The 18935-nt window shown below is 55.9% G+C and carries 11 protein-coding genes; 6 read left to right on the plus strand and 5 right to left on the minus strand.

Annotated features, from left to right (window positions below):
* Positions 1 to 4 precede the first annotated feature (4 nt).
* Positions 5 to 445 carry a sulfatase/phosphatase domain-containing protein gene (locus tag P4G45_RS00920; RefSeq protein ID WP_348267822.1) on the minus strand — a complete coding sequence of 147 codons (441 nt, stop codon included), beginning with the start codon at positions 443 to 445 and terminating at the stop codon, positions 5 to 7.
* Between the two features lie 116 nt (positions 446 to 561).
* On the opposite strand from P4G45_RS00920, the gene P4G45_RS00925 reads away from it, so the two are divergent.
* A complete protein-coding gene (locus P4G45_RS00925; protein WP_348267823.1) occupies positions 562 to 1050 on the plus strand; it encodes a CDP-archaeol synthase in 489 nt (162 codons plus the stop codon).
* Here P4G45_RS00925 and P4G45_RS00930 read toward each other — a convergent pair.
* From P4G45_RS00930 to P4G45_RS00940, 3 genes are all read right to left on the minus strand, one after another.
* Complete coding sequence (locus P4G45_RS00930; protein WP_348267824.1) at positions 1047 to 1997, minus strand: metallophosphoesterase; 951 nt, start codon at positions 1995 to 1997, stop codon at positions 1047 to 1049. The genes P4G45_RS00925 and P4G45_RS00930 overlap by 4 nt on opposite strands.
* Positions 1998 to 2176: 179 nt before the next feature.
* Complete coding sequence (locus P4G45_RS00935; protein ID WP_348267825.1) at positions 2177 to 2929, minus strand: FkbM family methyltransferase; 753 nt, start codon at positions 2927 to 2929, stop codon at positions 2177 to 2179.
* A 220-nt stretch (positions 2930 to 3149) separates the two neighbouring features.
* Complete coding sequence (locus P4G45_RS00940; protein WP_348267826.1) at positions 3150 to 3902, minus strand: FkbM family methyltransferase; 753 nt, start codon at positions 3900 to 3902, stop codon at positions 3150 to 3152.
* A 317-nt stretch (positions 3903 to 4219) separates the two neighbouring features.
* On the opposite strand from P4G45_RS00940, the gene P4G45_RS00945 reads away from it, so the two are divergent.
* The 3 genes from P4G45_RS00945 to P4G45_RS00955 are packed head-to-tail and all read left to right on the plus strand — an operon-like array spanning position 4220 to position 17223.
* On the plus strand, positions 4220 to 5980 hold the full coding sequence (locus tag P4G45_RS00945; protein ID WP_348267827.1) for a carbamoyltransferase C-terminal domain-containing protein: 1761 nt from the start codon (positions 4220 to 4222) through the stop codon (positions 5978 to 5980).
* On the plus strand, positions 5958 to 7832 hold the full coding sequence (locus P4G45_RS00950) for a non-ribosomal peptide synthetase (RefSeq protein WP_348267828.1): 1875 nt from the start codon (positions 5958 to 5960) through the stop codon (positions 7830 to 7832). The genes P4G45_RS00945 and P4G45_RS00950 overlap by 23 nt, the downstream gene beginning before the upstream one ends.
* A gap of 7 nt (positions 7833 to 7839) precedes the next feature.
* On the plus strand, positions 7840 to 17223 hold the full coding sequence (locus tag P4G45_RS00955; protein WP_348267829.1) for a non-ribosomal peptide synthetase/type I polyketide synthase: 9384 nt from the start codon (positions 7840 to 7842) through the stop codon (positions 17221 to 17223).
* Here the strand turns inward: P4G45_RS00955 and P4G45_RS00960 are convergent.
* Positions 17129 to 17932 (minus strand): 4'-phosphopantetheinyl transferase superfamily protein, encoded by an 804-nt coding sequence (locus P4G45_RS00960; RefSeq protein WP_348267830.1) that lies wholly within the window; start codon positions 17930 to 17932, stop codon positions 17129 to 17131. The two genes, P4G45_RS00955 and P4G45_RS00960, sit on opposite strands and share 95 nt — an antisense overlap.
* 120 nt (positions 17933 to 18052) lie before the next feature.
* On the opposite strand from P4G45_RS00960, the gene P4G45_RS16905 reads away from it, so the two are divergent.
* On the plus strand, positions 18053 to 18160 hold the full coding sequence (locus tag P4G45_RS16905) for a terminase small subunit (RefSeq protein ID WP_373694135.1): 108 nt from the start codon (positions 18053 to 18055) through the stop codon (positions 18158 to 18160).
* A gap of 265 nt (positions 18161 to 18425) precedes the next feature.
* Positions 18426 to 18767, plus strand: coding sequence for a CU044_2847 family protein (locus tag P4G45_RS00965; protein ID WP_348267831.1), 342 nt, complete (start codon positions 18426 to 18428; stop codon positions 18765 to 18767).
* Positions 18768 to 18935 lie beyond the last annotated feature (168 nt).

Consider the following 18935-nt stretch of genomic DNA (forward strand, 5'->3'; position numbering starts at 1 on the left):
CAACTTATGCGTAATAGTGAATCGGCGTAATTGTCGGTTCTGGTTCACCAGCAGCGATGAGGTACTTCAGCAACTCCGCGCGGAGATGGTTTGTAATTTCCTTGTACTCAGCGCGCCCGATGAGGTTCAACGTCTCGGCTGGATCGCCAGCAATGGAATAAAGTGCGAAGTCTTGATAGTGCGTACTGTATTCGGCTTCGCCTCGCTGTACGGTTGGATCAAATGCACAATAGCACCAGTCGCTGGTACGAATACCACAGATCGATTGGCTTATCTGGAAATACGCTGTCGAAGTCCATGTCTTGCGAGTCTTCTGATCCTGCGCCAAGGCCTTCAGCGGCTTGCCGCGCATGCTTTCGACCGGCTTAATACCGGCACCATCCAGCAGGGTCGGTGTCAGATCCAACAGGGAGACAACCTCATTGATCGTAGTGGGCTCTTGCATAGCAGTCCTAATTCAGACGAAGGCTTTCTCATCTAAAGGCTTTCCCCCACGAGCAAGTCTGTTGGTTGTGGCCAGAACCACCTTAAGGGCAGGCAGGAAATGTAAGATCACTGCGTATGCATCCCAAGTTGATTATTCAACTACTGGCGCTGTTGGGGTTGGCCAACGGTATGCCTGTCATTATGAATAAGCTGATGGGCAAGCGCTGGTCGTATCCCATGGATGGCGGGGCCAGGTTTGTTGATGGGCAGCCCCTCTTTGGCGCCTCGAAGACCGTGCGGGGAACTCTTGTCGCAGTGCTGGCAACGGCGGCCGGCGCGCCGCTAGTTGGACTGACATGGAAGATCGGAGTTGCAGCAGGAACAGCCGCAATGGCAGGGGATCTCTTCTCCAGCTTCTTGAAGCGTCGCATGCGTTTGCATGTGGGGGATAGGGCCACCGGCCTCGATCAGATTCCAGAGTCTCTATTTCCACTCCTGGCGTGCCACCTCAGGTTGCCCTTGACCGCGCTGGATATCGCAGCGGTCATTGTAGCCTTTCTTCTGGGCGAAGTGCTTTTGTCGCTGCTGTTCTACCGGCTCCACCTTCGTGAGCGCCCTTATTAGGCAGATATTGAATTTTTCTTGCGCAGGTGGTGAAGGGTGATCTCCGGAAGACAGTTGAAGCGCACGGGGGCGATCGACGATCCAACTCCAACCGAGGTGTAGCCTGTCATATCACCGTATCTCCAAGATCCGGCTCCCATCCGTCGGGGCAGGACCGAATCCAGAGTGATGGGAATGGAACCCGGCAGGCATATTTGTCCGCCATGGGTATGTCCGCTCAGCATGACCCGAAAACCCGCATGTGCAGCCTGCCGGTAGACCTCCGGCGTATGCGAAAGGAGAATGGAAATCTCATCGCGCGGAATAGAGGAGGCTGCTTTTTGAATATTGTCCGCGCGATAGTAGTGGGCATCATCAATGCCAGCCAAATAAATTCGCTGGTCTCGGCGCACGAGCGTCACCGATTCATTAAGAAGCATTCGAATTCCCATCGCTTCGATTTCGGGGACCATCCTGATCGTGTCGTGATTGCCAAGTACCGCGTAAACCGGCATCGGGAGGTGTTTGCGCACGCTCGCTAGTCCCTCCAGAGCCGCGTCGAATGGGCCGAACGTTTGACCCCGGAAGTCGCCGGTCATGACACAGATGTCGTACGCCACGTTAGGAAGAATCTCTATCAGGCGCTGAATGGGCCCCGGATTCATGTCCGCGTGTAAATCGGTGATGTGAAGCATCGTATAGCCGTCAAACAGTGTGGGAATGCCTGCCAGCTCAATGACGTTGTGCCGTACCTGTATGCGTTCTGTGTTCTTGTTGCCACGCCAGTAGAGCCCCGTCAGCTTGAGCGCAAATTGAAGAATGGAGTGCGTCGAGTACCAGTTCTCGGGATGAAAAAAATTAATACCGTGGCCGAGTATGTCCTCGTGATCTTTTTCGAGTCCGAGTCGCTGCTGGGCATGCACTCTTCCCAGGCGCTGTTCCAACTTTTTAACGATATCTTGCTGCATGGAGGGTTCTCCCTTCCACTACAGAAGTGCGTATTCAGCCCGTGGATAGTTGGCGGCCTGACGCTCACGGGACCATTCGGTATGACGAGCTCAGAAGCTACATGCAATTTGTCTTGCCACAAAATCTGATTCGGGCGCTTCCTGAAATAGAGAGGTCTGAACCTCGTCAGCAGTAGAGGTCACCTTAGCGGGGGCAGGCAGAAAAGAGCATTCGATGTGGAGAACATTTCGCCTGCGGCGCTGATGTAACCGTTATAGGAAGCGACGAATTGGAATCCAAATGGGCCCAGCAGGTCCTCGAACGGCATCAACGCACCGCCAAATACACCTTCTTTAGGCAGAAGGTCAAAGAACTCAACCAGGACGAACTTCACGGCACGCTTTTGCAGCATCCGACCGCTGCCTTGAAGAACGACTAAGTCGAAACCTTCCACGTCGGTTTTGATCAAGTCGATGTTGTCGATGGAGTGCTCCGAGCAAAATGTATCCAGGGTAGTTTCCTGTACACGAATGCTGCGCCCATGTTTGTTGAATCGCGTGGAATGAGGGTTGTTCGGCGTCAGACTGTTGGCTTTGAACCTATCGTACTCGATCATCTCCACTTCGCCGATCTCGGTCCCCAGAGCAACATTGAATCCCTGAAAGCGGGAGTTTCCGCCGACCTTGGCCATAAGGGATGCAAACGTTGATGGATGCGGTTCAAAGCCCAGGACGCGGGCCTTCGGAAACGCGTTGAGTGCCTCCAGCGTCGACTCGCCCTCACTGGCTCCCACGTCAAAAACCGTGCTGACCGGGTACTTCCACTCAGCCGCCAGCCGCTTCACGTCTGCGAATGGGTAGCTGCCAAAGCGCGACGTTGACACCAGAACCAGACCCTGGCGATCCAGGACCCACTTGATTGACCCGACAACTTGCGACCTGAAGAAACCCATCTCATCTCCTTAGGACACTCAAAGTCTTCCATCCCCCAGCCAGGCCCAGTGTCCCACCACGCCGTAGGCAGGATCTCACTTTTTAGCACAGAACCCATTGAATCGGAATTTCCTTTTATGGCACCGATTCGCTCGAATTTTACTGATCGCTTCGTGGTCAGGCGCTTTTACTTCTTCTGGTCTTACGTTTCCATTTGTCGCTTCAAATTCTTATTCGAGGTCACCTGCGCGGGGGCAGGCAGAAAAGAGCTTTAAATACGGGGAACATTTCGCCTCCGGTGCTGATGTAATCGTTATAGGTGGCCACGAATCGGAATCCAAAAGGACCCAGCAGGTCCTCGCATGGCATCAATGCACCGCCAGATACGCCATCTCTCGGCAGAAGGTAATTGAACTCAACCAGGACGAACTTTACTGCACGCTTTTGCAGCATCACACTGGTGCCTTGAAGAACGGCCAAGTCTAGACCTTCCGCCTCGATCTTCAGCAAATCGATGTTGTCGATTGAGTGCTCCGAGCAAAATGTATCCAAGGTAGTTTCCTGTACACGGATACTGCGTCCACGTGTTTTGAATCGCGTGGAATACGGGTTGTTCGGCGTCAGGCTGTTAGTCGTGGAATCATCGTACTCGATCATCTCCACTTCGCCGACATCGGTCCCCAGTGCAACATTGAATCCCTGAAAGCGGGAGTTTCTGCCGACTTTGGTTATAAGCTTTGCAAACGTGGCTGGATGTGGCTCAAAGCCAAGGACGCGGGCCTTGGGAAACTTTTTGAGCGCCTCCTGCGTCGACTCGCCCTCGTTGGCTCCCACGTCAAAAATTGTGCTGACCGGGTACTTCCACTCAGCCGCCAGCCGCTTCACGTCTGCGAATGGGTAGCTGCCAAAGCGCGACGTTGACACCAGAACCAGACCCTGGCGATCCAGGACCCACTTGATTGACCCGACAACTTGCGACCTGAAGAAACCCATCTCATCTCCTTAGGACACTCAAAGTCTTCCATCCCCCAGCCAGGCCCAGTGCCCCACCACGCCGTCCATCGGAATCTTCCCGTTCAGCACCGGTTCCCTCGAAGGGCAGGAGCACGCGATGTCAATCTCGCGTGATAAGCGTGGAGTTAACAAAGCGTTTTCGTAGTTGACAAAAACAAGGACAAGTAGTGAGATTAGCACCTCCAAGTATCTCCAAGGGAGATTGCTCTGGTCTGATCTCTCGGTAAGTGCGAAGACCTACGGTGAGCCCCGCTGAATTAGGGGTGCCTCGCTCTCTAGCTGCGAAGGGGGTTGGCGTGAAGATCATCGGGATCAGCGGGCTGGAGAACTCGGTTCCATTCAAGCAGGCTAATTGGCCTGGCTTGGAAGAGCGCGAGTATCGGATTGCACAGGGGATGGATGCGGCGGCCGCGCTGGTGGTTGACGGCCGATTGGTTGCTGCTGCAGAGGAAGAGCGCTTCAGTGGGAAGAAGCACACCGGGGATTTCCCAATCCACGCCATCCGATTTTGTCTGGCTGAGGGCGGGATGTCGATCGACGATATCGACGAGATTGCCCACGGATTCGACTACTCTCCGTATCGTGACCTCTATTCGAGAGATGAAGTATCGGCCAGCCTCTACAACCAGGTGTTCTCCAGAGAAGCGTTGCTGGCGCAGGTGCGCCGGGACCTGCCCGGATTTCTGGAAGAAAAAGTGTGCTCGGTCGGTCATCATCTGGCGCATGCTGCCAGCGCGGCTTATACATCGGGCTGGGGCGAGTGCCTGGTGGTCGTAAACGATGCGATGGGCGAAATCGAAAGCCTCAGCGTCTACGATTTTCATGACGGAGAATTCGAGAAGATCCGCACGGTGGGAGCCAATGACTCGATCGGCATCCTATATTCCCTTGTAACTCTGCATCTGGGCTTCGACTTCAATTCAGATGAATACAAGATCATGGGTTTGGCTCCTTACGGCGACCCTGCTCGATTCCGGCCATTCTTTGAGCAGACCGTGCAACTTCGCGACGACGGTTCCATTCGGATTCCGATTCTAAAGTTGAACCGATCCCGTGAGGAGCGGGAAAACTATACAGCCACGCGCGCATATCTCGACGAGCACTTAGTCCCGCGTAGACTGCCAGTCGACCCTGTTTCAGCTATCCATCAGGATGTGGCTGCGGCTCTTCAAGAGTGCCTCGACAGAGTGGTCCTCCACGTCTGCGGCTACTTCGCGGCGCAGACGGGCTTGCGCCGAATTGCGCTGGCCGGAGGGGTAGCCCTCAACTGCACGGCCAATGGCAAACTGATGAGTTCGGGGCTGTTCGATGAAGTCTACGTGCAGCCCGTGGCCGGAGACGACGGCACCGCTCTGGGAGCCGCGCTCTATCGCACGTCGCTTGCCGGAGATGTTCCCAACCGCCGCCTGCCAGCTCCGCTCTTTGGACCCCGCTACTCAATGAGCGATATTGAAGCCGCGCTTCACCGTTTTGGCGACAGGATCGAATGGCAGTACTTAGATTCCCTTGAAGCCACCTGTGCGTCCGCGGCACGACTCATTGCCGATGGACGTGTCATCGCATGGTATCGCGGCCGGATGGAGTACGGTCCGAGGGCACTGGGCAATCGCAGCATTCTCGCCGATCCTGGGCACCCCGAAATGCGTGACCGGATCAACGCCATGGTCAAGAAGCGCGAAGCCTTCCGTCCTTTTGCTCCCGCCTGCTCCGTGGAAGAAGCGCACCGCTGGTTCGATGTGGCTGTGGATGAGGAACATCCTTACATGATCAGCGTGGTCGATGTTCGTCCCGAGGCCCAGGCTTTACTTCCTGCCATAACCCACGTCAACGGTTCCGCTCGTCTGCAGACCGTATCTGCGAACGACAATCCTGATTTTCATGCGTTGCTTCTGGCTGTCGGAGAGACCACAGGCCGCCAGATGGTGCTGAACACCAGCTTTAATGTCAAAGGGCAACCTATCGTGAATACGCCCGACGAAGCTATCGAGACATTTCTCGGAACTGGCATAGAGTTCCTATTCCTGGAGAACTGCAATGTTACCCGTTCAGATGCTTGAGTGGAATCGAACCGAAGTCGATTATCCGCGCGATAGCACCATTGCTGAACAATTTGAACAGCAGGTTGCCAAATCTCCGGACGCAATTGCCATTGTTGCAAACGACATTCAGTTGAGTTATCGCGAATTGGACGAACGTTCCAATCGCATTGCCCGGCATCTGCAAACCCTCGGCGTGAAACCAGACACACTTGTTGGCGTTGCAATGGGACGGTCGGAGACTCTCGTTGTCTGTCTGTTAGCCATTCTGAAAGCCGGCGGGGCATATGTCCCTTTGGACCCCACCCACCCCAAAGAGCGCCTCTGCCTGGTCATCAACGATTCGGAAATGGAGATTCTCCTCACTACATCCGAGATGCGTGAGCGGCTTCCATTGGACGCGGGCGGAGTTACTGTGCTCGATGTCGAGAACTCCGCCGCTGCTTTCGAAAGCACTGACACAGTCGAAACGAACGCCGCCAGCCATAATCTTGCCTACGTGATCTACACCTCTGGTTCCACCGGGAAGCCTAAGGGGGTAATGGTCGAGAACCGGAATGTGGTCAACTTCTTTTCCGCCATGGACCGTGCGATCGGTTGTGCCCCCGGAGTCTGGCTCGCCGTCACCAGTTTCTCTTTCGATATCTCCGTGTTGGAGCTATTGTGGACCTTGACCCGCGGGTTCAAGGTGGTTGTCCATGGCGACGAGGGAACAGCCACAATTGCTGATGAGATCACGCGCCACGAAGTTACACATCTGCAAATGACTCCATCACTTGCGCGCATGTTGACGCTGGATGCGCGTGCGTTCATCGCACTCGGCTTGCTCAAGCAGGTGCTGTTGGGAGGAGAGACCGTGCCTGCTTCCCTCATTCACCATATTCGCCAGATCTTCAGCGGTGAGATCCATAACATGTATGGACCGACAGAGACCACCATCTGGTCCACAACCTATCGCGTGGAAGAGCCGGGAAGGACGGTCTCAATCGGCCGCCCCATCTCCAACACCCAAATTTATTTGCTGGACGCGGAATTGCAGCCTGTTCCCGTGGGTGAAATTGGAGAACTCTTCATTGGCGGAGACGGCGTAGCCCGCGGCTATTGGAACCGGCCCGATCTTACCGCCGAGCGCTTCCTCACTATCCCTTCACTCTCACCGAATCGCATCTACCGCACCGGCGACATTGCGCGCTTTCTGCCGGACGGGAACATCGAGTTTCTCGGTCGCGCCGACTACCAGGTCAAGCTTCGCGGCCACCGCATAGAACCCGGCGAGATTGAAGCCATCCTGGAGCAGTGCGGTGTTGTTAGGCAGGCTGTGGTCGTAGTTCGGGAAGACAAGGAGGGCGACAAGCGCCTGGTCGCCTATCTGGTGATCAAGGAAACTGAAGTGGAGGTGGCCGGCATGCTGCGCAGCATGCTCGCGTCAAAGCTTCCGGATTACATGATTCCTTCAGCCTTCGTCTTTCTTCCCGAGTTGCCTCTCACGGATAACGGAAAAATCGATCGCAAAGCCCTGCTCAAACTGCCGCCTCCGAACGTCACTCTTAGCGCAGACGCAGGTCCGCGCGAAAACGAATCCGGACAACAAGCAAACAACGAAATCGAGCGTATCGTAGCTGCCGCGTGGCAAGATGCATTGGGAATTACCAGTGTCGGCATGAACGATAACTTCTTCGACCTCGGTGCTCACTCCCTCACGGTCGCTGAAGTAAAGGCAAAGCTGCAAGAGGCATTGGGCCGCGAAATTTCACTCCTTGACCTATTCCAGTTTTCTACAGTAAGTACGCTTGCTGGACACCTTGCCGGAACTCAATGGCGCCTCCAGGTCTCAGACCGCGCACAGCGCCGCAGGTTGGCTCGGCAGCCCTGAAAGGGAAATGATGAAGCCCTCCAAGGTCGCAATCGTTGGCATGGCAGGACGCTTTCCCGGCGCCCGTAATATCTCGGAGTTCTGGCGAAACCTACGCGACGGAGTCGAGTCCATCCGCTCCTACTCCGATGCTGAACTGCTCGCCGCCGGCGTGACTCCTGAAGAGTTGGCTAGTCCGGACTATGTCAAGAGGGCCTCGGTGCTTGACGATGTTCCTATGTTCGATGCATCCTTCTTTGGCCTGAGCCCAAGAGACGCTTCGATAATGGACCCGCAGCACCGGAACTTCCTCGAGTGTGCGTGGGAGGCTCTTGAAGATGCTGGTCATCCTCCCCAACACTTCGACGGTTCGATTGGCGTATTTGCCGGGTCGGGCATGAACACTTACCTCATCCATAACTTGCTGGCCAATCGCCGCCTGCTTGAAAGCAGCGGCTTATTCCAACTCAAACAGACCGGCAACGACAAGGATGTTCTGGCCACGCGCGTCTCCTACCAGTTGGACCTGCGTGGACCCAGCATTAATGTGCAGACTGCGTGCTCCACTTCTCTTGTCGCGGTTCATCTTGCCTGTCAAAGCCTTCTCAATTGCGAGTGCGATCTGGTCTTGGCCGGCGGGGTTACCATCGAAATCCCCCATGGTCGGGGCTATATCTATCGCGATGGAGAGATTCTTTCCCGCGATGGCCACTGCCGTTCCTTCGATGCAAGCTCGAGCGGAACTGTCTTCGGAAGTGGCCTGGGGATTGTCGTACTGCGGCGCCTTGAGGACGCACTCCAGGATTGCGACCACATCCGGGCCGTTATTCTCGGATCGGCGATTAACAATGATGGCGCGCGCAAGGTGGGGTATTTGGCCCCAAGCGTTGAAGGCCAGGCCGCCGTCATTGCGGAAGCTCTGGATTTTGCTGGCATCAGCGCCGACGATATCTCCTATGTCGAGACCCACGGGACCGGCACGGTCGTCGGCGATCCCATAGAAGTGAGAGCCCTGACGCAAGCGTTTCGCAAGTCAACCGTCCGCAGCGGCTTATGCGGTATCGGGTCACTCAAAACCAACGTAGGCCATCTGGATGCAGCCGCAGGTGTCGCAGGCCTGATGAAGACTGTCCTCGCCCTCGAGCACCGCCAAATACCTGCCAGCCTGCATTTTCAGAATCTAAATCCCCACGTCGAGTTGAATGGAAGTCCATTTTTCGTTAACAGCCAGCTCTCGGATTGGCCGTCCAACGGATCTCCCAGGCGCGCGTGTGTGACGTCGTTGGGAATCGGTGGTACCAACGCCCACGTTGTGCTCGAAGAGGCTCCGCGGCCGCTTGAATCGCAACAGACCAAGCACTATCAACTGCTGGTTGTTTCCGCCAAGACAGACAGCGCTGTTGAGAGTGGGTTCACCAACCTCGCCACTCATCTACACACACATCCTGAGTTGCGTTTGGCAGACGTGGCCTTCACCTGCCAGGTTGGCAAGCATGCGTTTCCCCATCGCCGGGCATTGGTTGTCGAAGACACGCGAGAGGCAATAAGTGCGCTTGCAGAGGGAGAGCGCAAATACTTTGCCTCTGGTCTCTCCGCAAACGCCGCGCCCTCTGTCGTCTTCATGTTCTCTGGGCAAGGTTCCCAGTACGTCAATATGGGCCGCAATCTCTATGAGAACGAGCCGGTCTTTCGTGAAACGCTCGACCTCTGCGCCCAACAACTCATACAGCCTCTCGGGCTCGATCTGCGTCAGGCGCTGTATCCATCGGAAGAGGAGAGAGACACCGCTGCCGAAAGGCTGAATCAGACCTGGCTCACCCAGCCTGCCCTCTTCTCAATCGAATACGCCCTTGCACATTGGTGGAAGTCACTTGGCGTTGAGCCTGAAGCAATGTTGGGCCACAGTATAGGTGAATACGTGGCCGCATGTCTCGCCGGCGTCTTCTCGCTCGAAGATGCACTCGCAATTGCTGCCTACCGCGGTCGTCTGATGTACGAGCTTCCATCTGGCTCGATGCTCGCTGTTCCTCTTGCCCACAGAGACCTTCATCTCACCGGCACTCTTTCTTTAGCCGCAATCAACAACCCAGGTCTCTGTGTGGTCTCCGGGGCAACTCCTGAAATCGCGGCCCTGGAAGAGAGTCTCGCAAAGCAGTCTGTCTCTTGCCGCCGCCTGTTGACCTCGCATGCATTCCACTCCGGAATGATGGATCCTATCCTCGGCGCGTTCGAAGAGCGGCTCCAAAGCGTAGAGCTAAAGCCTCCGAGCATCCCTTATCTCTCTAACGTTAGCGGAACCTGGATTAAGTCTGAAGAAGCTACCGATCCAGGTTATTGGGCGCGCCACCTGCGCCAGACAGTTCGCTTCTCCGACTGCCTGGCTGAGCTCTTTCGCAAGCCGGATCGAGTTTTAATTGAGGCTGGCCCCGGCAATGCGCTCACGGCTTTGGCTCGCCAGCAGGGCGGGGCAACGGCAAAAGCATTTCAGTCCCTGCCACATCCACGGGAAACGACTACCGACCTTCGCTGCGCGCTTCACACGCTTGGTCAGGTCTGGGTTTCGGGTGTAAGCGTCGATTGGACGCAACTGCATCCGTCCGGTTCCGTTCATCGCGTTCCGTTACCGACCTACCCTTTTGAGCACAAGAAGTTTTGGATTGAACCGGATAGAGTGCAGTTCGCGGAGACACCTCCCCACGCGTCACGTCTGGACGACGGCAAAGACTTGTCGTTCTATCGTCGCGCCTGGAGAGCCGCTCCTGCAACTCCTGCATCGACTAGCCCAGCTGGTGTCTGGATTGTTTTCAATGACTCCTTGGGCCTCGGTGATGAAGTCGCCGCGAAGCTCAGAGCAGAGAAGCAGGATGTAATTCTGGTCGCTCCGGGTTCAAGGTATGAACGATCCCAGAAAGATAAATACACGATCAGGCCAGGTGTTCGCGACGACTATGACGCCCTGATCGCCGACAGCATCAAAAGTGGATATTCACTCAGAAAAATTCTCCACCTCTGGTCCGTGGAGGGTGCAGAGCCGCCGCTGGCAGAAACCATGGATCGTAGCTTCTATAGTCCACTCTATCTCGCTCAGGCGCTGGCCAATCAAGACATCGCAGACATCGACATCGCTCTGGTCTCAAACAAAATGCAACAAGTCTCTGAGGAGCCGGTCCGCAATCCAGCTCGCGCGGTGTTACTTGGCCCGGCACGAGTTGTCCCCAAAGAGCTTCCTGGAATCACTTGCTGCAGCATCGATGTGGGTCTTGAAAATGGCAACGCTACCGAGTGCGCCGCCCAGCTAATATCCGAGATGGCCTCCATCCGCGACAATGCAACTGTTGCGTTTCGCGGCAGTGAGCGATTTATTGAAACGCTTGATACCTTAAATCTGCCCGCTGCCGCTGAACGCCGCCGCTTGCAACCGCGAGGCGTGTACCTCATCACTGGTGGATTGGGCGGTATAGGGTTGGTTGTCGCCGAGCATATGGCGCGCGAATTCAACGCTCGGCTCGTTCTGGTGACCCGTTCCCTGCCGCCGCTTGAAGCGGAGTGGGAAGCCGCTCTGACCGACCCCCAGCAGACCGAGGTTAACAAGCAGAGGATTCGAAAGCTGCTTGAGATTCGAGGCATCGCGGGTGGACTGCTGGTTGTTCAAGGGGATGTCACGAATCTCGATCAGATGCGTGATGTCGTTACCTTGGCTCGACAGCGTTATGGAAAAATCGACGGTGTCTTTCATGCCGCGGGAGTTCTCGACGATGGTCCGTTGATGCTGAAGACCGCGCAAAGCGCAGCCAGGGTAATCGATCCAAAGGTGCGTGGAACGTTAGTTTTGGAAGAGGCCCTCCGCGATACACCGTTGAGCTGCTTTGTCCTGTTCTCCTCTATTAGCTCTATCTTTCCTCCAGCGGGCCAGGTGGACTATGCTGCCGCCAATGCCTTTCTCGATGCTTTCGGGCTGAGCCGCAATGATCCTGTAACTGTCATTAACTGGGGCGCCTGGCGCGAGGTTGGGATGGGTGCGCGCTCCGCCTCACCGCATCCTTTGCTAAAAGAATGCTTGCTGGCAACGGCCGAGGAGATTGTGTACTCGAGCCATTTCTCACAACCGCAGCAGTGGTTGCTCTCTGAACATAGATTGAAGACGGGCAAGGCGCTTTTCCCAGGAACGGGATATCTGGAAATGGCTGCCGCGGCGTTCGCGCGTGGTTCGATCCATAGCCCGATCGAATTTCAGGATGTGTTCTTCCTCGCTCCGCTGACATTCGACGCTTCTGAATCGGGAGAGGTACGTGTCCAGCTTAAGCGCGAACAAGAAGCCGGGGCGGAGAACAGCGGCTTCCGCTTCTCCGTATTTGCGCGTCGTGGCGAGTGGATCGAACATTCCACCGGTCGCATTGAACCATGTCCGGTGCGCCCAGCATCGAAGATCGATAGCGCCGCCATAGCGGCACGGTGCCACGAACGTGAAGTCGTGTTCGATGAACAGCACCGCACCAAGCAAGAGCGTTACGTCGATTTCGGCCCTCGCTGGCACTGTCTCAAGCGGCTGTGCATCGGCAGGTACGAGGGCCTTGCGGAGTTAGCGTTGGATAACAGCGTCTCTGCCGATTCTTCCGCGTATCACATGCATCCTGCCCTGCTCGATCTGGCAACAGGGTGCTCACTCTACCTGACTGACGGCTACGAGTCCTCCGACGACCTTTACTTTCCGTTTTCCTATAAAAAGCTCTGCGTCTACTGCACATTGCCAATCAGATTCTTCAGCCACATCCGCCCCCGTCGGGAGAACGTGCTTCACGGCGAGGTTGAAACGTTTGATATTACGCTCTTCGATCAACAGAGCCAGGTGTTGGCGGAGATCGAAGGCTTTGCCATGCGCCGCATCGCCGATCCCACAAAATCCCCGGAGGAGAGTACGCCAGTACGCAATGCTGCTCTCCCGGGCGGAGACCAGTCAATTGAATCCTTCCATCTTTCTGGAATATCGCCACTCGACGGCGCACGAGCTTTGACGAGCATTCTTTTGGCCAGGACTCCGCTCGCGGTGGTTGCCGTCTCCCGGCCTCTCGAAGATCTTGTCAATCGCAAAGTAACTCCATCGCCACTGGTAATTGACGCTGTGTCCAGTGCCGGACCGACAAGTGAAGGCGTAGAGGGCACTCTGGCTAACTGGTGGCAAGACCTGCTTGGCGTGGAGCGGGTAGGACTGGATGACGACTTTTTCGGTCTGGGAGGGCATTCCTTGATCGGCGTCCGCCTTCTTGCCAAGATAAAAAGGGCCTATCAGGTGGACCTCGAACTTGCTGTCCTGTTTGAAGCGCGAACAGTACGCCAGCTCGCCGAGGCGATTCGCAAAGCACAACAGCCGGACACCACGGAACAAGGCGCCTTGTCTCAGAACCGCATGGTACCGATTGCGCATAGTACAGCCGAGGCTCCAGTACCGTCTTTCGGACAAGAGCGTTTATGGCTCCTCGAACAAATCGAAGGCGGCACAGCGCAATACAACATTAGCTTCAGTCTGAGTTTGGAGGGAACTCTGGATCTTGCCGCACTCAAGAGTGCCTTGAGTGCCGTGGTCCAGCGCCATGAACCACTTCGTACGCGCTTCATCCATGCGGAGGGTCAGCTCCAGCTTAAGATTCCCGCGGAGCTTGAAGTCTTGCTGCCTGTCACCGATTTGAGTGGCATAGAGCAGGACAGGCGAGAGGAATTGCTTTCGGCAGCGCTGCATGCGGAGGCGAACCGGCCCATTGTTCTCGATCGCGATCCAGTGATTCGGGCAGCTTTATACCGCATGGACGAATGCGAGCACGCGCTGCAATTGACTGTTCATCATATAGCGTCGGATGGGTGGTCAATGGGAGTTCTATTTCGCGATTTTTCCGCCTTCTACAATGCCGGGTTTACTGGCGCGGTCGCCCAGCTTCCTGATCTTCCGATTGCATATTCCGACTACGCACGTTGGCAGCGAGAGCAATTCGCCGGGCCTGAAGGGGAACGCCTGATCTCGTACTGGAAGGAGCAGGTGAAGGGAAGCTCATTTGCGCTGCAACTGCCAACGGATCATCCTCGCCCGGCACTGCAAACATTTTGTGGCACTGCCCGGCAATACTGGCTGTCCACCGAACTGACGACGGCAATCCGTGAGTTTTGCCTTCGGGAGACCGTGACGCCGTTTATGGTGGCGCTTGCTGCGCTCTATGCGGTGCTTGCCCGCTATTCCGGCCAGAACGACATCTTGATTGGCTCACCGATTGCAGCGCGGTCTCGAATCGAGACCCAAGATCTGGTTGGCTTCTTTACAAATACAGTCATCCTGCGCGGCAAACTCGATGGCGATCCGGCCTTCCACGAACTGGTGCAACGGGTTCGGCAGACTGCTCTGGAAGCCTATGCCCATCAGGATTTGCCCCTCGAATTACTGATCGACAAGATTAGGCCGGAACAGGATCGGAGTAGATCGGCGCTGTTTCAGGTCATGTTGATCTTCCAGAACTGGGTGTTACCTAAGCTGGAGTTACATGGGCTGGAAGGATCGGCACAGGTGGTCCGAACTGACAACTCGAAGTTCGACTTCACGATCGAGCTGCGTTCGGTCGGAGAGGCGATCGAGGGAGTGATCGAGTACAACACCGATCTATTCGACGCCGACACCATAGATCGGCTATGGGGACACCTGGCCGGCTATCTTCACAGGGCAATTGCAGCGCCCGAACAGAGAGCGGGAACGATCTCGCTGCTGACATCCCGGGAACGGCACGTGCTGGCGGAGTGGAATGCAACGGAGCGGGCGTATCCGCGAGAAACATCGCTGGCGGAGTTGGTTGAAGCGCAAGTGGAGCGGACGCCGCGCGCGATCGCCGTGGTTTTCGGAGAGCAACGGCTCACCTACCGGGAGTTGAACGAGCGGGCCAACCAACTAGCCCACGAGTTATGCAAACATGGTGCGGGCAAGGATCAGCTGGTGGGGCTGTTTGTCGAACGCTCGATCGAAATGGTGGTGGCACTGTTGGCGATCGTGAAGACGGGATCAGCGTACCTGCCGCTGGATCCATTGCTGCCAGCCGAACGGCTCAGGCACATGTTGGAAGACAGTGGCGTTCGGGTGGTGGTAACAGAGCAGAGCCTGCGTGGGAAACTGCCGGCGTTTGGCGGCGTGGCAATCTTGCTGGAAGACGCAGACTGGCAGGAGAACCGCCGCGATAATCTTGCGGCAACAGTCGGACCCGAAGATCTGGCATATTTGATCTACACGTCGGGCTCGACAGGAAAGAGCAAAGGGGTGGAAGTCCCACGGGGGGCGCTAACGAATTTCTTATGGTCGATGCGCGAGTGGCTTCAGTTGAGCGAACGCGACCGGCTCTTGGCGGTGACTACGATCTCGTTCGATATTGCGGGCTTGGAACTGTGGCTGCCGCTGCTGATCGGGGCACAGATTGTGATAGCAAGCCGCGAGGAAGCGGCAGATGGCAATGCGTTACGCGGTTTGCTGGATCGACACAGTATCACCGTCATGCAGGCTACTCCTGTGACCTGGCAACTTCTGTTCGATTCAGGCTGGAGCGGCAAGCCAGATCTGCAGACGGTATGTGGAGGCGAAGCTATGCCGCGGGAACTGGCGGCGCAACTGGTGCCCGTGGTGGAAAGGGTATGGAATCTCTATGGACCGACAGAAACTACGATCTGGTCGACCGGGTACCGCGTGACCGATGGGCAGGAGCCGGTTCTGATCGGTCGCCCCTTGGCGAACACCAATTGCTATATTTTGAACGAACAGGGACAGCAGGTGCCGGTTGGAGTTACAGGAGAGTTGTACATTGGCGGCGACGGGCTTGCGCGCGGATACCGCAACCTCCCAGAGCTGACTGCGGAAAAGTTTGTAGCCGACCCGTTCCGTACGGGCGAGGCCCGGATGTACCGCACCGGGGACCTTGCGCGTTATCGGGCAGATGGCAACATTGAGTGCCTGGGGCGGATCGATTATCAGGTCAAGATTCGCGGCTATCGCATCGAACTCGGTGAGATCGAGGCGGCGCTAAAGGACCAGCCGGAGATCAAGCAGGCTGTAGTCATCGCACGTGAGGATAGGCCGGGAGACAAGCGGCTGGTGGCCTATATGGTGTCTTCAGCCAGCCCTCTGCCGACGACGTTCGAGTTGAGCATGCGGCTGAAACGACAGCTTCCGGATTACATGGTCCCGACGGCCTACGTGTTTCTCGATCAGGTTCCGATCTCAACCAACGGCAAAATCGATCGCAAGGCTCTCCCGTCCCCCGCGGAGAAACAGACGTTACACGCGGATACCTACATTGCTCCCCGAAGCGACCTTGAGAAGATGCTTGCCGGAATATGGGCCGAGATCTTAGAGGTGGAACAGGTAGGACTGGATGACGATTTTTTTGGCTTGGGAGGACACTCCTTGGTTGGCGTACGCCTTTTGGCCAAGATCAAAAAGACTTATCAGGTGAATCTCGAACTTGCTGTCCTTTTTGAAGCGCGCACAGTACGCCAGCTCGCCGAGGTAATTCGTAAGTCGAAACAGCCGGCCAGTGCGGAATATACTCTGGTGCCCATTCAGCCCAATGGTTCCCGTATCCCCTTCTTCTGCGTTCATGGTGTTGGAGGAGGCGTGCTTAATTATCAGGCAATAGCGAAAGCTCTCGATCCCGACCAGCCCTTTTATGCGTTTCGCTCACTACTTCTAACTCGGGAGGATATTCAGGAAACTTCGGTAGAAGAGCTGGCTTCCACTTACATCAAGGAGATGCGGTCTCTTTTGCCGCAAGGGCCTTATCTGATCGGAGGCGGGTCCTTTGGAGGAATTGTTGCCTTTGAGATGGCACAACAGCTTTATGCGCAAGGTGCAGAGCCTGCGTTGCTCGTCTTGTTCGACACCTCCGCTCCAGGGAGCGTCCAGCGCGTAGGGACCACCGAGAAGCTTCGTGGCTTCGGGCAGAGACTTCGAGCTCAAGGTGTCCCTTATCTTGTTCGAAAAGTGGCAATGAAGGGCGATCACTGGCGGCAGCAGGTTGTTAAACGGGGTCGAGATGTAGCCTGTGCCTGTCACCGTCTGGCGGGTTCGGACCTTCCCGTTCGCCTTCGCTACTATCAAGTGCAAGAAGCTCATTCGCGAACCATGGCGCGTTACAAGATACAGAGATACCCAGGGAAAATCACGCTCATGCGAGCAGTAGGCCGCGGTTACATGGGTATGGAGCTTTTGGGCACACGCGAGGACCCCTTGCTCGGCTGGGGAGCCCTTGCGGGTGGTGGACTGGAAATTCATGACGTACCAGGCGAACACGGAAACGTGCTTAATGAGCCTCATGTCCGGACTGTTGCTGGAGAGCTCGAGACGGTGCTACCGAGTTCTGAAACCACCGTTCCCCGCCCACAGCCAGTCTCGTAGGAGGCGCCAGCAAAGGCCGTACCTCCCAAACCTGCAAATCGGGAACAGCCGCTCCCTCGGTCATCAATGCTATGCGGTGATTGGCGTGTTCTATCAGACAAAACCGCCAGCGCGATCCAGGCTCAGTACCCAGACATGGGTCGAGTTCTAGGCGGACTCCTTCGACACCGCCAAAGAGGAAAGAGAACTTATTCAAAGGCAGCGACAGGCCCACACCTCTCGCCTTGACATAGGCCTCCTTCAGCGTCCATACCGACAAGGCCCGGTCCAATTTCTCACGACCGCTCAGGGCTTCAAGTTGGGCCAGTTCGAAGGGGGAAAGCATCTCAGCGGCATACTCGGTAACCTTTTCGGCGTCCTGAATAGGCTCTGCGTCCACTCCCACCTCAGCCCCTTGAGCAATCAAACAAACCACTAGGCCGAGGGAATTGGACAAATTAAAGCGCAGGCCGCAATCCGGGTTGACGCTGGGTTTGCCATAAGGATTCGTTTGAAAGCGCCAGGCTTCAGGGGCCAACGGGTGATAGTGGGAGAGCGCGGTGCGCACCAAGGCGCGGGTAGTCAGATATTCGCGCCGATGACAGTCAAACCGAAAAGTCTGCCATTGGGCACGCTCGTCTTCACTGAGCAGTGACGCGCACGCTTGGGTGACTGCTTCGGTCAAATCCTGTGGGTGTGCGTACCACAGGTGGAGTGTCTTTTTGTCCATATCAGTGAGAACGGGCCTGCCGACATCAGCTAGCGTCCTTACAAAATATAGTTGATGCGGGGGGAAAGTTTAGGCCAATTGATACCGCCGGCGAGACTCACTGACAAACAAGAACGATTCATGGCCGAGTACCTGGTGGATCTGAGTGCCATTCAGGCAGCAATGCGTGCTGGTTACAGCGCTGACACCGCCTCACAGATTGGCTATATCCATATCATCTCAAACTGAAAATTCTTGCCGTCTGCAAGAACTCCACCACCCTTGCGGGTACTTATATCTAAGAGTCAGAAACCAACCTTGTATTCAGCTGGGCCAGTTGTGCCCATTTGATAAGGCGGCTCCAGCATCTCGAAGCGACGAAGAATCGATTCGAGAGAAATAAAGGACTTGCTTAGTTGTGGCGCAGATAATAACGCGATTCTCTTGCTGATAGCCTAACGAGTGGTACTCTCAATTCCATCTTCTTCAGGAGCGATCGACGTCGGGAGGTACGATGTCCGTTTTGGCAAGGTTCACTTTGAGCGATGGCGGTTTCGTTTTGGCGGAGGTGGACGACTCGAGTCCCTCGACCAAGACAATGCGAGGAGGACCCGCAGGCACAGGGTTGTTCGTCGAGTCTACCGAGACCTTTCAAACAGCTATTGGCCAGGTGAAAAATGCGGCCGAAGCAATGGTCGATGGGCTCCGTTCGCTAGTCAAGCCTGCCGATGAATTGACACTAGAGTTCGGCGTGAAGCTAACCGCAGAGGCTGGAGCTGTGATCGCGAAAGCTTCCACTGATGCCCACTTTACTGTCACGCTGAAATGGAAGAGCGATGACAGCGTTAAGTCTTAGTTACAGTGATTTCTATCTACTCACTTGGGCTGAAGTAGGACAAGTATGTCGTCAAACGTAGCAAGTCCAGTGCATATCAGCTCGGTCGGCAATTCTTCTCTCCCTCTAAGGAATGGGGCTGACACCCTTCATTGACGTCGCTTATACTGTCTGTTCTTAGCGAATCTG

It is taken from the genome of Edaphobacter paludis (assembly GCF_039993895.1).
Classification (GTDB): domain Bacteria; phylum Acidobacteriota; class Terriglobia; order Terriglobales; family Acidobacteriaceae; genus Edaphobacter; species Edaphobacter paludis.

What these genes read in the sequence shown, in the direction of transcription:
- P4G45_RS16905 (WP_373694135.1), top strand. Translation starts at nt 18,053, where the DNA reads ATGGCCGAGTACCTGGTGGATCTGAGTGCCATTCAGGCAGCAATGCGT.
- P4G45_RS00950 (WP_348267828.1), top strand. Translation starts at nt 5,958, where the DNA reads ATGTTACCCGTTCAGATGCTTGAGTGGAATCGAACCGAAGTCGATTAT.
- P4G45_RS00935 (WP_348267825.1), bottom strand. Translation starts at nt 2,929, where the DNA reads ATGGGTTTCTTCAGGTCGCAAGTTGTCGGGTCAATCAAGTGGGTCCTG.
- P4G45_RS00940 (WP_348267826.1), bottom strand. Translation starts at nt 3,902, where the DNA reads ATGGGTTTCTTCAGGTCGCAAGTTGTCGGGTCAATCAAGTGGGTCCTG.
- P4G45_RS00955 (WP_348267829.1), top strand. Translation starts at nt 7,840, where the DNA reads ATGATGAAGCCCTCCAAGGTCGCAATCGTTGGCATGGCAGGACGCTTT.
- P4G45_RS00960 (WP_348267830.1), bottom strand. Translation starts at nt 17,932, where the DNA reads ATGGACAAAAAGACACTCCACCTGTGGTACGCACACCCACAGGATTTG.
- P4G45_RS00930 (WP_348267824.1), bottom strand. Translation starts at nt 1,997, where the DNA reads ATGCAGCAAGATATCGTTAAAAAGTTGGAACAGCGCCTGGGAAGAGTG.
- P4G45_RS00965 (WP_348267831.1), top strand. Translation starts at nt 18,426, where the DNA reads ATGTCCGTTTTGGCAAGGTTCACTTTGAGCGATGGCGGTTTCGTTTTG.
- P4G45_RS00920 (WP_348267822.1), bottom strand. Translation starts at nt 445, where the DNA reads ATGCAAGAGCCCACTACGATCAATGAGGTTGTCTCCCTGTTGGATCTG.
- P4G45_RS00925 (WP_348267823.1), top strand. Translation starts at nt 562, where the DNA reads ATGCATCCCAAGTTGATTATTCAACTACTGGCGCTGTTGGGGTTGGCC.